Annotated in this window: 10 protein-coding genes; 5 read left to right on the top strand and 5 right to left on the bottom strand. The window is 60.4% G+C overall.

Annotation, left to right across the window (positions count from 1 at the left end):
- Positions 1 to 45: 45 nt before the first annotated feature.
- The 3 genes from secB to LOY34_RS01640 are packed head-to-tail and all read right to left on the bottom strand — an operon-like array spanning position 46 to position 1,250.
- Entirely contained in the window at positions 46 to 537 is a 492-nt protein-coding gene (secB, locus tag LOY34_RS01650; RefSeq protein WP_045193907.1) for a protein-export chaperone SecB, read from the bottom strand.
- A 40-nt stretch (positions 538 to 577) separates the two neighbouring features.
- Positions 578 to 832 carry a glutaredoxin 3 gene (grxC, locus tag LOY34_RS01645; RefSeq protein WP_045193908.1) on the bottom strand — a complete coding sequence of 85 codons (255 nt, stop codon included), beginning with the start codon at positions 830 to 832 and terminating at the stop codon, positions 578 to 580.
- A 1-nt stretch (position 833) separates the two neighbouring features.
- Entirely contained in the window at positions 834 to 1,250 is a 417-nt protein-coding gene (locus LOY34_RS01640) for a rhodanese-like domain-containing protein (protein WP_195885492.1), read from the bottom strand.
- A 217-nt stretch (positions 1,251 to 1,467) separates the two neighbouring features.
- On the opposite strand from LOY34_RS01640, the gene gpmI reads away from it, so the two are divergent.
- The 4 genes from gpmI (at position 1,468) to LOY34_RS01620 (ending at position 6,653) form a co-directional block, all read left to right on the top strand.
- Positions 1,468 to 3,003, top strand: coding sequence for a 2,3-bisphosphoglycerate-independent phosphoglycerate mutase (gene gpmI / locus LOY34_RS01635; protein ID WP_195885491.1), 1,536 nt, complete (start codon positions 1,468 to 1,470; stop codon positions 3,001 to 3,003).
- A 152-nt stretch (positions 3,004 to 3,155) separates the two neighbouring features.
- Complete coding sequence (locus tag LOY34_RS01630) at positions 3,156 to 4,442, top strand: murein hydrolase activator EnvC (RefSeq protein WP_213602693.1); 1,287 nt, start codon at positions 3,156 to 3,158, stop codon at positions 4,440 to 4,442.
- Between the two features lie 87 nt (positions 4,443 to 4,529).
- Positions 4,530 to 5,858, top strand: a complete 1,329-nt coding sequence (locus LOY34_RS01625) for a S41 family peptidase (RefSeq protein WP_045193911.1) — start codon at positions 4,530 to 4,532, stop codon at positions 5,856 to 5,858.
- 9 nt (positions 5,859 to 5,867) lie between these two features.
- Entirely contained in the window at positions 5,868 to 6,653 is a 786-nt protein-coding gene (locus tag LOY34_RS01620; protein ID WP_195885490.1) for a divergent polysaccharide deacetylase family protein, read from the top strand.
- A 7-nt stretch (positions 6,654 to 6,660) separates the two neighbouring features.
- On the opposite strand, the gene LOY34_RS01615 is transcribed toward LOY34_RS01620, so the two are convergent.
- Positions 6,661 to 11,400 (bottom strand): dermonecrotic toxin domain-containing protein, encoded by a 4,740-nt coding sequence (locus LOY34_RS01615; protein ID WP_258664211.1) that lies wholly within the window; start codon positions 11,398 to 11,400, stop codon positions 6,661 to 6,663.
- Between the two features lie 79 nt (positions 11,401 to 11,479).
- Positions 11,480 to 12,220 carry an ABC transporter substrate-binding protein gene (locus tag LOY34_RS01610; protein ID WP_195885488.1) on the bottom strand — a complete coding sequence of 247 codons (741 nt, stop codon included), beginning with the start codon at positions 12,218 to 12,220 and terminating at the stop codon, positions 11,480 to 11,482.
- A 139-nt stretch (positions 12,221 to 12,359) separates the two neighbouring features.
- On the opposite strand from LOY34_RS01610, the gene LOY34_RS01605 reads away from it, so the two are divergent.
- Positions 12,360 to 13,043: a hypothetical protein gene (locus LOY34_RS01605; RefSeq protein WP_195885487.1), complete on the top strand. Its 684-nt coding sequence runs from the start codon at positions 12,360 to 12,362 to the stop codon at positions 13,041 to 13,043.
- Positions 13,044 to 13,075: the final 32 nt, after the last annotated feature.

Below are 13,075 nucleotides of genomic sequence, written 5' to 3'. Positions count from 1 at the left end.
GAAAAAAGCGCCCCGAGGGGCGCTTTTTGCTTCATCGCAACAGGCTTATTGCAGCGAAGGGGCTTCGCCAGCTTCCTGCATGCGTTGCATTTCCTGAGCGTACAGGGCGTCGAAGTTGACCGGCGAGAGCATCAGCGCCGGGAACGAACCACGGGTCACCAGGCTGTCCAGCGCTTCACGGGCGTACGGGAACAGGATGTTCGGGCAGAACGCGCCCAGGGTGTGGCTCATCGACGCCGGGTCGAGGTTCTTGATCAGGAAGATACCGGCTTGTTGCACTTCAGCGATGAAGGCCACTTCGTCGCCGTTCTTCACGGTCACCGACAGGGTCAGCACGACTTCGTGGAAGTCGCCTTCCAGGCCTTTCTGCTTGGTGTTCAGGTCCAGGGCAACGCTTGGCTCCCACTGCTGACGGAAGATCGCCGGGCTTTTTGGCGCTTCGAACGACAGGTCGCGCACGTAGATGCGCTGCAGGGAGAATTGCGGAGCGTTGTCGTCGGCTGCGGCTGCGGCGTCGTTGTTCTGTTGATCAGTCATGACAGATCCTTCTTTCCAGAGTCTTTAATGGGTTTCTGATTCAGGCCTTGAGCAGCGCATCGAGCTTGCCGGCGCGCTCCAGGGCATACAGGTCGTCGCAACCGCCGACGTGGGTGGAGCCGATCCAGATCTGCGGCACCGAGGTACGACCGGCCTTCTGGCTCATTTCGGCGCGCACCTGAGGCTTGCCATCGACCTTGATCTCTTCGAAGGCCACGCCTTTGCTTTCAAGCAGGTATTTTGCCCGCGAGCAGTAAGGGCAGTAATCGCTGGAGTAGACGATGACGTTGCTCATGTCACTTCACCAACGGCAGGTTATCGGCCTTCCAGTTCGACACGCCGCCCGACAGCTTGGCAGCGGTGAAGCCGGCCTTGAGCAGTTCGCGCGCGGTGGTGCCGGCGTGCTGGCCCATGGCGTCGACGATGATCAGGGTCTTGTTGGCCTTGTGCTTTTCCAGCTCGCCGATGCGCGCGGCGACCTTGTCCTGGGGAATGTTCACGGCGCCCACGATGTGACCGGCGGCGTAGTCCTTGCTCGAACGGATGTCGATCACCAGGCCCTTGTCGGCGTTGACCAGCGCGGTCAGTTCGCCAGTGCTGAGGCTGCGGCCGCCCTTGCGTGCTTCGGTGACGATCAGCAAAACCAGCAGAACGACGAAGATACCGACCAGCAGATAGTGATTTGTTGCGAATTCAATCAGGTGAGCAACCATCGGAGGGTGTTCCAGGCCATTAAAAATGTTGGCCAGTATACACAGCCCCCAAGGTCGGCCAAAGCCCGCCGGGCAGGGTTATCGCCAGTAATTCTCATTGCCGGGCTACAGCCCGTCGGCCCGCGCCGTCGGGCCTGCAAGGTTAATTCGTCATTCGTGGCCAATTTGCCCTAAAATGCGTGTCTTTATCATCTGAACAACCGTGAGTGTGGGATTGATGACGAGCACGCCAAAACCCTTGGTCCTGATCATCCTCGATGGTTTCGGTCACAGCGAAAGCCACGAATACAACGCCATCTATTCGGCCAACACGCCAGTCTACGATCGCCTGCGCGCCACCCAGCCGCACGGCTTGATCTCTGGCTCCGGCATGGATGTCGGCCTGCCGGACGGGCAGATGGGCAACTCCGAGGTCGGTCACATGAACCTCGGCGCTGGCCGCGTGGTTTACCAGGACTTCACCCGGGTGACCAAGGCGATCAAGGACGGCGAGTTCTTCGCAAACCCCGTGCTGTGCGGCGCGGTCGACAAGGCCGTCGGCGCCGGCAAGGCGGTGCACATCCTTGGCCTGCTGTCCGATGGCGGCGTGCACAGCCACCAGGACCATCTGGTGGCCATGGCCGAGCTTGCCGCCAAACGCGGTGCCGAGAAAATCTACCTGCACGCCTTCCTCGACGGCCGCGACACCCCGCCGAAAAGCGCGCAATCCTCGATCGAACTGCTCGACGCCGCCTTCGCCAAACTGGGCAAGGGCCGCATCGCCAGCCTGATCGGCCGCTACTACGCCATGGACCGCGACAACCGCTGGGACCGCGTATCGGCTGCCTACAACCTGATCGTCGACAGCAGCGCCGAATTCACCGCTGACACCGCCCTGGCCGGCCTTGAAGCCGCCTACGCCCGCGACGAGAGCGACGAATTCATCAAGGCCACGCGCATTGGCGAAGCGGTAAAGGTCGAAGACGGCGACGCGGTAATCTTCATGAACTTCCGTGCCGACCGCGCCCGCGAGCTGTCGCGGGTGTTCGTCGAGCCGGACTTCAACGAATTCCCACGGGCACGCCTGCCAAAACTGGCCGCCTACATCGGCCTGACCCAGTATTCGGCAAAAATCCCCGCCCCGGCCGCCTTTGCCCCGGGCAGCCTGAACAATGTGCTCGGCGAGTACCTGGCGAAAAACGGCAAGACCCAGTTGCGCATCGCCGAAACCGAGAAGTACGCCCACGTTACCTTCTTCTTCTCCGGTGGTCGCGAAGAGCCGTTTGAAGGCGAAGAGCGCATCCTCATCCCGTCGCCGAAGGTCGCCACCTATGACCTGCAGCCGGAAATGAGCGCACCGGAAGTCACCGACCGCATTGTCGAAGCCATCGAGCAGCAGCGTTACGACGTGATCGTGGTCAACTACGCCAACGGCGACATGGTCGGCCACAGCGGCGTGTTCGAGGCCGCAGTCAAGGCCGTCGAGGCCCTGGACCTGTGCGTCGGGCGCATCGTCGAGGCGCTGGACAAGGTCGGCGGCGAAGCGCTGATCACCGCCGACCACGGCAACGTCGAGCAGATGGAAGACGAATGCACCGGCCAGGCGCACACTGCGCACACCACCGAGCCGGTACCGTTCATCTATGTCGGCAAGCGCAAGGTGCAGGTCCGCGAAGGCGGCGTGCTGGCCGACGTGGCGCCGACCATGCTCAAGCTGCTGGGCCTGGAAAAACCGGCAGAAATGACTGGCACCTCGATTCTGATCGACGGCTAAAGCCGTTAGCGACAAGCTGCAAGCCGCAAGAAAGAGCCCATTGACCCGCTTTTCTTGCCGCTTGTGGCTTGCCGCTTGTAGTTAAAGCCGTTTTTTTTGCCGCCTATGGCGGGCATACTAGGCCAGTCTCTATGCCTGGTGCCGCCCACCCCATGTTTCGCGCCCTGATCGTACTCGCCCTGTCTTGCCTGCTCAGTCCGGCTTTTGCCGATGAGCGCGCGCAAACCCAGCAGCAACTGGACGCTACGCGCCAGGACATTGCCGAGCTGAAAAAGATGCTTGGCAAGCTGCAGGAAGAAAAATCCGGCGTGCAGAAAGACCTGCGCTCAACCGAAACCGACATCGGCAAGCTGGAAAAGCAGGTGGAGGCCCTGCAACTCGAACTAAAAAAGACCGAAGGCGAACTGGAGCGCCTTGATACCGAGAAAAAAAAACTCCAGAGCGCCCGCATTGAACAGCAACGACTGATCGCCATCCAGGCCCGTTCGGCCTACCAGAATGGCCGCGAGGAGTACCTGAAGCTGCTGCTCAACCAGCAGAATCCGGAAAAATTCGCCCGCACCCTGACTTATTACGATTACCTGAGCCAGGCGCGCCTGACCCAGCTGCGTAATTTCAACGAGACCTTGCGCCAATTGGCCAACGTCGAAAAAGACATCAACCTGCAGCAGGCCCAGTTGCTGGCCCAGCAAGGCACCCTCGACAGCCAGCGCCAGGAGCTGGAAAAAGTCCGCACCGAGCGTAAAGAGGTGCTGGCCAAGCTCAACAACGACGTCAAGGCCCGCGACCAGAAGCTGCAGGCCCGTGAGCAGGACCAGGCCGACCTGAGCAAGGTGCTCAAGACCATCGAGGAAACCCTCGCCCGTCAAGCCCGCGAGGCCGAAGAAGCACGGCAAAAAGCCCTGCTCGCAGCACAGGAAGCGGAAAAACAACGCCAGCGCGAAGCCCTCGCCGCCAACAGCAGCGACGCGCCGAAAAAGCCCAAGGCGCTTCCCGGCCCGCTGGTGTCCAGCAGCGGCGAAACCTTCGGCGGGGCTTTTTCTGCTGCACGGGGAAAACTTCCATGGCCCGTCAATGGTCGATTGCTGGCACGCTTTGGCGAAACCCGCGGCGATGACTCACGGGCCAAGTGGGACGGGGTAATGATCAGCGCCTCCCAAGGCAGCCAGGTGCGCGCCGTGCATGGCGGCCGGGTAGTGTTTGCCGACTGGTTGCGCGGCGCTGGACTTCTGGTCATTCTCGACCATGGTAATGGTTACCTGAGCCTGTACGGCCATAACCAGAGCCTGCTCAAGAGCGCCGGCGATGTGGTCAAGGCCGGTGAGGCCATCTCCACCGTCGGCAACAGCGGTGGTCAGGACAGCTCGGGGCTGTATTTCGCCATCCGCCAGCAGGGCCGCCCCAGCGACCCCGCACAATGGTGCCGTGCCCAGGGATAGGCAACACCCCTTATTTGACGGCGTAGCGCAACTTCGGGCTGCGCCGATGCTCTACGGAGCGCTACCAGGATCAGGAGTTCGTTCGACATGCTGCAATCGCCTCGCCTCACCTCGCTGGCCCTGACCATCGCCATGGTCCTCGGCGCGCCCCTGGCCCGCGCGGCCGAGCCGGCCAAGCCCGCCGCGATTCCAGCGACGACGGTCTCGGCACCCTCGGCCAAGGCACCGCTGCCGCTGGAAGAGCTGCGCACCTTCGCCGAGGTCATGGACCGCATCAAGGCTGCCTATGTCGAACCGGTAGACGACAAGACCCTGCTGGAAAACGCCATCAAGGGCATGCTCAGCAACCTTGATCCGCACTCGGCCTACCTCGGCCCGGAGGACTTCCTCGAACTGCAGGAGAGCACCAGCGGCGAGTTCGGCGGACTGGGCATCGAAGTGGGCATGGAAGACGGCTTCATCAAGGTGGTCTCGCCGATCGACGAGACCCCGGCCTCGCGCGCCGGCATCGAAGCTGGCGACCTGATCGTCAAGATCAACGGCCAGCCGACCCGTGGCCAGACCATGACCGAAGCGGTCGACAAGATGCGTGGCAAGGTCGGCGAGAAAATTACCCTGACTTTGGTGCGCGACGGCGGCAACCCGTTCGATGTCACCCTTGCCCGTGCGGTCATCCAGGTCAAGAGCGTCAAGAGCCAGATGCTCGAAGACGGCTACGGCTACATCCGCATCACCCAGTTCCAGGTCAAGACCGGCGAAGAAGTCGGCAAAGCCCTGGCCAAGCTGCGCAAGGACAACGGCAAGAAGCTGCGCGGCCTGGTCCTGGACCTGCGCAACAACCCAGGCGGCGTGCTGCAATCGGCCGTGGAAGTGGCCGACCACTTCCTCACCAAGGGCCTGATCGTCTACACCAAGGGCCGCATCGCCAACTCCGAGCTGCGCTTCTCCGCCGACCCGGCCGATGCCAGCGAAGGCGTGCCATTGGTGGTGCTGATCAACGGCGGCAGCGCTTCGGCCTCGGAAATTGTCGCCGGCGCCCTGCAAGACCAGAAACGCGGCGTGCTGATGGGCACCGACAGTTTCGGCAAGGGCTCGGTGCAAACCGTACTGCCGCTGAACAACGACCGCGCACTGAAGATCACTACCGCGCTGTACTTCACCCCCAACGGCCGCTCGATCCAGGCCCAGGGCATCGTCCCGGACATCGAGGTGCGCCGCGCCAAGATCACTGCCGAGCAGGACAGCGAGAACTTCAAGGAAGCCGACCTGCAAGGTCACCTGGGCAACGGTAACGGCGGCGCTGACCGTCCGTCGGGCAAGGCCGGCAGTGCCAAGCCACGCCCACAGGACGATGATTACCAGCTGAGCCAGGCCCTGAGCCTGCTCAAGGGCCTGAGCATCACCCAGGGTAAATAAGGCCAGTCGATGCGTTACCTGCTGTTGGCCCTGTTGTACCTGATGAGCGGCGTCGCCCTGGCGGCGCCGGCTCATGCGGGCAAGGCCTACCTGACACTGATCATCGACGACCTGGGGCAGAACCCTGCGCGCGACTCACGCACCCTGGCCCTGCCCGGCCCGGTGACCCTGGCGATCATGCCCGATACCCCGCATGCAACTGACTTCGCCCGCCAGGCCCATCGCGCCGGCAAGACGGTGATCCTGCACATGCCCATGGACCCGGCGACCGGCCCCTACGCCTGGCACCCCGGCACGCCGCTGCCGGAGCTGGAACGACGGCTGAACGCGGCGCTCGACAAAGTCCCCTATGCCGTCGGCATCAACAACCACATGGGCAGCCGCATGACCGCCGAGCCTGCGGCTATGGCCTGGTTGATGGGAGAATTGCAGCGCCGCGGCCTGTTCTTCGTCGACAGCCGCACCAGCGCCGCCACGGTAGCCGCCAAATCCGCGCAGGACATCAGCCTGGCCAGCGTCTCGCGGGATGTCTTTCTCGATGACGTGCGCACCACCGACGCCATTGCCGGCCAACTGCAACAGGGCATCGCCCTGGCGCGCAAGCAGGGCACAGCAGTGCTGATCGGCCATCCTTATCCACAGACCCTGGAAGTGCTCGAGCGCGAACTGCCCAAGCTCAAGGCCCAGGGCATCGAATGGATCGAAATTGCGCAGATGATCGCCGAGCGCGGCAACCGGGCGATGCCGGCTCACGGCAAGCAGGGCCTTTACAGCCCTGCTCGTGCGGCCCAGTGAGCCTTCGTCAATCCCAGGGAAGGATTCGTTCGAGCTGACTGGCCTTCAGGTCTGCCCGATAGATCTCCAGGAACTGCTGGTTAGTCTTCGCCGCCTGCAACTGTGTCTCGCGTCCCCACGTGCGCTCGGCCCAGAGTTTCAGATGGCCTTTGCTGAACTGACGCCGGTTGGCGGCCTGGGAGCTGTAGTGCAGATGCACTTCCCATAAACCGCTGTCCCGCACAGGCCCTTGCGCCTTGCGCACCTCATAGACATCCAGGTAATCGTCAGCTGCCAGCCTTTTGCGTTCAACGGTCCTGGCGATGGTGATCTGCCCTTCAGCGTGAAGGTAGGCAAGACTTTCACCCGTCGGTCGACTGCTGGCCAGATGCAGCGTCTTCAGCAGAGTGCGCTTGCGCTCATTCAAGTGGCTGATGCTCTGCTCCACAGTTGCTCGCAATGCACTGTCATTGGCTGCGGCGTCTGTGCCTTCAAGCATTTTGGCTACGCGCTGCAGTTTCTCGACATGACGTTCGATGACAAAAGACAAGCTGTGTGGTTCGTTCGAGGCGATGTAGCGCTTTGCCAGGGCGATTACACCGGCAACCTCGTTGTTCAGGCGCGATGCCTGAGTACGTGCCTGCGCCCGCTCACTGGCGGTCACGGGCGCGGACTCAACCGGGAGCGTAGCCTCCACCACTTCGACCCAGACGTCACCCTGCTGGTGGTAGGTGCCAAGCACCTTTTTGCTCACGGGGTCACGCTGCTCGACCACTGGCTCGCCGAGCAGTTGCGTCTCTTCGCCGACCAGTGTTTTGCCTCCTCGCAAATGAACCACTCGACGCATGCCGGTCCGTGGCTTGTACGGCAAACGCTTGAACGGTAGCGGGGTCTTCCATTGCTGCTCGCGAACGGCCGCCTCCAGCTCAAGCTCCGCCGTCGCTTTAACCAGCCGCACCTGCTCCTTGTAATAATTGAGTGCCTGCTTGTTTACCGCCACACCACCAAAGCGTTCCAGATAGTCGACCATGGTCAAGGCATTGGCATACTCACGCTGCACGCTTTGCAGACCGCTGATGGTTTCTTCTGAGGTAAAGTTGCCGCTGATCAATTCATCCAGGGTACTGCCAGCACCGCTGACGGACTTGCCAATCAGGTAATCATTGGTGGAAACAAGTGTCTGCTCATCGGCGCCCGATAGTCGTTCAAGCGAGAGTTCGGCAAGATCTGCGATCTGGCCGATTCTCAGTTGCAGGGTTGTCACTGCGCGCTGGCCAACAATACTGTGAACCTGCTCCTGCTTGCCGTCATAGGTAATAGTGCCGTCGGTCAATGTATCAATCAGCAGCACGTCGAGTTTTTCCATGACCTCGAGTAGACGCAACTGCAATGGCACCACCGCCATGTGCCTTGCTCGGTAGGTGTTGTACGCCGCAGTCTGTTCCGGGGTAGCCGGCAAGGTTACAACCTGGTTGCGAAGTGCAGTTACCTCATCGAACCTGGCCAGCAGTAGCAGTTCATCATGGAGTAACACATAGTTCCTGAGGATCTGCCTACGTACCGTACCCCGCCGCTGTTTCATCGGCAATGCCGTGGCTTCGGGCATGAATTTGGCGAACTTCGGAGTCAGCAGCTCTTTCATGCTGACCTCCACTTTCAGGTCAATATTGATTGACTGTTCCAACGTGTCGATCAGCGCCCTGCGTGTCGTGTCCAGCAGGCTCTTCTTATCAGCAATCTTCATACTTGTACTGTCGACCAATGCGCCCAGGCCTACAGCGCCATCGCCTTGATCAATACGCGCCTGCAAGCTATCGCGCAGGTTCAGCAACTTCTGCAACGCACTCGAATGCTCCGCCATCGATGCCCACTGCGGTGTCAGTTGGGCAGCCAGCGCATTGTTCTTCAAGTCCAGTTCACCGATTTCGGACTGCAGCTTGCGGAGCGCTTCCTGGTTGACGTCCTGTTGTCCAGCCACTCGCCGCTTGGGCCCCCCTCCTCTGAGCCGCAGCCTCAGGTCAAACTGCCATGAATTGTTGTCCAGGGTCAGCCAGGGGCCAGTCTGGCCTTGCTCGTCGACCACCTGCTCCCCTTGGGCGTCCGCCCTGACGGCATAAACATGACCTTCAATCGACGCGTAGTATCGTTCCCCAAGCAGGTAAAGCCCCCGGTACGGCCCTTGGCTCAACGGCGAATGATTCTCCAGTGAAGTCGCTGAGCGGTAACTGGAGAGCGGTCGAGGATAATCCATCGAGCTCGACTTGAGCCCCCGTGGCCCATACCAGGAAAAGTCCAGCTCCAGGTCCGCTTTCCCCCGCAGAGCAGCGCGCGGAAAGGTTTTGCCCTGGACAGCATTGACCCGGGGGAGGGAGGGAATGACCCGGCGACCCGGACCAAAGACCGCGATCTCACGCTTGTCTGCGGCAACTGGCGGCTCGACCTTCGGCAGGCTGGCGTGAAACAACACCATGACCAGGTTGAGCAGCAGATCGACCACTGCCGTTGATTTTTCGAACTCATTGCCATTTTTCAATGCACCTGCATCAGCATGCACCGTCAGCGCGCCCTGAACGAGCCAGGCAACCACAGCCACTGGACCCCGTAAAAACGGCGTCGCCACGCTGAACAGCAGGTTGAACAACAAGCCTGTACCCTCGAGCAGCATCGCCCAGCGGTCTTCGGCATTGGAGATCGTCTCGCGCTCGGCCAGCTCCACCAACATCTGCGTATTGGCCATGTACAAGTTGGTGTCCGCTCCCGGTTGCCAGCCCTGCAACTCCAGCTGTGCCGGCTGAACGGGCTCCAGCTCCAGTTGAGTATCGAGAACAGGCCGACGCAGATGCGGCTCCTGGAAACCGCCATTGGCATATACCCGCTGAGCGTCGCTGCTCATCCAGGCCAAAATGCCTTGCTGCAGACCCTCGTCTGCCAGGATCTGTTCAAGCAACGCCTGCTGGTTGGCAAACTCCTGGAAAGGTTTTTCAGCGCTCATTGGCCGGTAGAGCACGACTTTTCCCGCAGCGTGCGCCGAGATAAACACAAAAGTGTTGGTCACTCGATCGGCTTCGCTGGCAGCCTCCTCACGCTTGAACGCCAAAGGCGCCAACAGGCTTTGACCCTCACCGCTGTCCGCTCGAAAGAACGCGACAACACGCTGGTAACCGGTTTCAGACAGCGCCCCATCGATTTTGGCCTTGAGCGCAAGGAGCGGCAACTGGCTTGCCTGCTCCATGGCAAACAGGCTTATCCGCTCAACGTTCTGGTCCGTATCCTGAAGTTTTTTGCTCAGGTACTGGGGGTAGGTGCGACCGATATCTGCACGCTGCACCAATGCTTTGAGGTAATCGGTTGTCAGCCAGGACCACAGCTGCTGGTCGGTTTTATGCGTGATTTTTTCCAACCTGGCGCCCTTGGCCGAGCCCAGATTGCCAATGGCAAATTCAGTCAGGGACAACCGCTTGATCTCAACGCTCCCTGACGATGTACCCGCAACCCCACGCGCCAACCAGAACTCCAGCACCAGGTCGTCGGCATCATAATTGGCCTCAGTCAGATGGTCAGCGCGCATCAGTTCAAGCAGGGACTTGCGCGTAAAGGCGCGTAGATCAAGGATGCCATCAAGGGAGGATTTGCCGTTGGAGCTGGCTTGCGCGACCAGCAGATCCAGCACCCGCGCACGGTACTCCAGTCGATCAGCCAGGGAAGCTTGACGCAACCATTGCGGCAGTTCGGATTCGCCCTGCCGTAACTGCAAAAGCCGGTAAGGATGTGCGCTAAAGAAAGACGCTGGATCGGTCAAGGCAGCGTACCCCTGCTCCAGCTCGACTACGGTGCTGAAATGCCGCCCGCTCACAGGCTCCAGACCTTCAAGCAGCAGGTTCAGGAGCACTGCCCCCTGCATCGCGAACATGTCGGTTGTGATGGGGTATCGATCCCAACCGAATGAATCAAGCCGATACTGAAGGGCCAGCCCATCACTCAGGCTCTGGGCCATGCTGTCCAGCGAATCAAAGGCATCGATACGCCCACTGGGCTTGCACAACAGGACGATGGTGCGATTTGCCAATGTCAGTGTCACTAACAGGTCCGGCTGCAACAACTGGTAACGGGCCTCGCCACTAGCCACCGAGACATCAAGCAAAAATACCTCAGGCACCCCGCTGGGGTTATGCCACGCGGTGCTGTTACTCGCCGCCAACAGCGTATAGATGCAGTCGCGTTGCTCTTCATCCAGGCCTTGTGCTTCAACCCCGCTGGCCAAGGCGGCCTTGAGCATGTGACCCACCTCCTGCAGAGGCGTACTACCCGAACGGCTTCGCGTCTGCCAGAAATCTACCTGGGCCCGTTGAAGAAACGGCTCGATATTGGCCAGCAGCTCGTTGAGCGCATCCGTGACCAAGGTCAGATCATGAAGCTTTACCAAGCCAGTGGCCGGATCTCGGTCATAAATGGGTCGTGGCGTGGGAGTAAAGCTCAGAAAACAATTGATCAGTGCAACCCCGGTGAAATCGAATGTTGTTTGCGAGATGAGCTTTTCGAGAAAGACTTCGGCCAGGGCCTTTATCGTCCAGGTGCCGGGAGCTTCTGGCTCTCGCCTACAGAGATAAATCTCTTGTGACTCGCGCAGCTGCGGGTAGTTTTTGTCGATTTCGGGGTATTGCCTGGCCAGCCGCTGCACCAGTTGCTGATGCACTACAGCGCGCAGCGTTGGCCGGGAAGCAAACGCCAGACCGACGGTTTGCTCAAAGGAGTCCAATGCGATGGTCATTGTCGTTGTCTCTGGGTAAGGGACCCGTGACGATAACGACACCTAGCGCATTGCCTGCGTTAACTATTGCTCAGGACTTTTACAGGTAACGTGCGAACACCTGCTCGACAAAGCCGTCGCGGCGCATCTGCTCAAGGGCCTGCTGCAGCTTGTTCACCACCTCGTCCGGCACTTCGCGGTTGAGCGCCAGGTACAGCTCGGCACCGTGAAAACGCAGCACCGTCTTGAGCTTGCTCACACCTACCTGACGCGCCAGGTAGCGACCAGCCGGATCGCCACTGGCCCACAGGTCGATTTCGCCGTTCAGCAGTTTTTTCGCGTTGTCACGGTCGCGCAGCACCAGTACCGGGTTAAGGCCTTGCGCGGCCAGGTACTCGGCGATCGCATCACCCTTGTAGGCCCCGATGCGGTAGCGCTTGGCCTCCTGGAGGTTGCTGACGGCAATCGGACTGCCTTCGGGGGCCAGCAAAATCCAGTCATCCGGCCCCAACGGCCCGACCCACTTGAACAGCTTTTCCCGCTCGGGCTGGCGGGCCATGACGAACACGCCGTAGCCGGGCGTTTGCAGGGCCTGCTCGTAGATGCGCTGCCAGGGGAAGCGCAGGGTCATGCTATAGGGCACCTCGGCGCGCTTGAACATCTCGCGCACCAGGTCCGCGGCAATGCCGTTGATGCCATCGTCACGGGCGAAGCTCTTGCCGTTGATGGCCATGTTGTAGGGCGGGAAGTTTTCGGTGAGCAGCACCACAGGCTCGCTGGCGCGGGCGAGATGGCTGAACGACAGGCAACTGCACAACAACAGGACAAGACGCTTGAACATGATGGCACCGGGCTCCTTGGCAACGCCAAGAGTGCCGGGGCCTGGTGCGCCTGTCCAGCATGGCGCTCACTATCTATATACCCCGCGCCACCAGCGCGCCCTGTGAACACTTGCGCAGGCATATACAAGGAGGTTCACCATGCGCACGTTTTCCCGTCACTACCTGGGCGCCGTACTGGCGTGTTTCATTCTGCCAGCAAGCGCTAATAGCTATGGGCAGGCCCTGGCCATTTACACTAGCCCTGCCCCCCTCGACATCACCGGCAAGCAGAACGCTCACTGGAACGGTGTAGACCGGATATCCACTGGTAACATTGCTGTTGACAAGCCAAGCTTGGTGAGCGGAGAACCAAACGCCCGCGGATTTGGTCTGCGCTTGAGCAGTTGCACCCTGCAAAAAAGCGACGATTTTGTTCTGCTGCCTATGTTATGGCGCACTACCCTGTGCGAGCAATGCGTGAGTATGTATGACGGTGCCTCTGGCAGTCCTGACCTCAGCCGACCCAGCGAAATTAACGCCGGCTTGATAACTGGCTTGTCCTTCGGTTCCGGTTGTGCGCCAGCATTCACCGGACAACATTATGGCTTGGCAGTTGAACGCCTGTTCCGCTGCGATCAGGGAGAGCGGCCGGACACGGTACTGGAAGGATTAAACCTGCTCCCAGGCTTCACTGTTGAACAACAACCATCTCTCGCATTTCTACCAGTAGACAAAAAAATCGCTACTCCTGAAGACGATGATACAAAACTATCCTTATGGGATTATCAGTTCGTCATCGATGTGCCCATCTACCGCTACAAACCCAAGGGTAATGCACTGTAGTTAGGGTTTGTACGATAAGTCGCCGAGCGGCG

The organism is Pseudomonas sp. B21-009 (assembly GCF_024749345.1).
Taxonomy (GTDB): Bacteria; Pseudomonadota; Gammaproteobacteria; order Pseudomonadales; family Pseudomonadaceae; genus Aquipseudomonas.
This window is presented reverse-complemented; position numbering and strand designations above follow the sequence as displayed.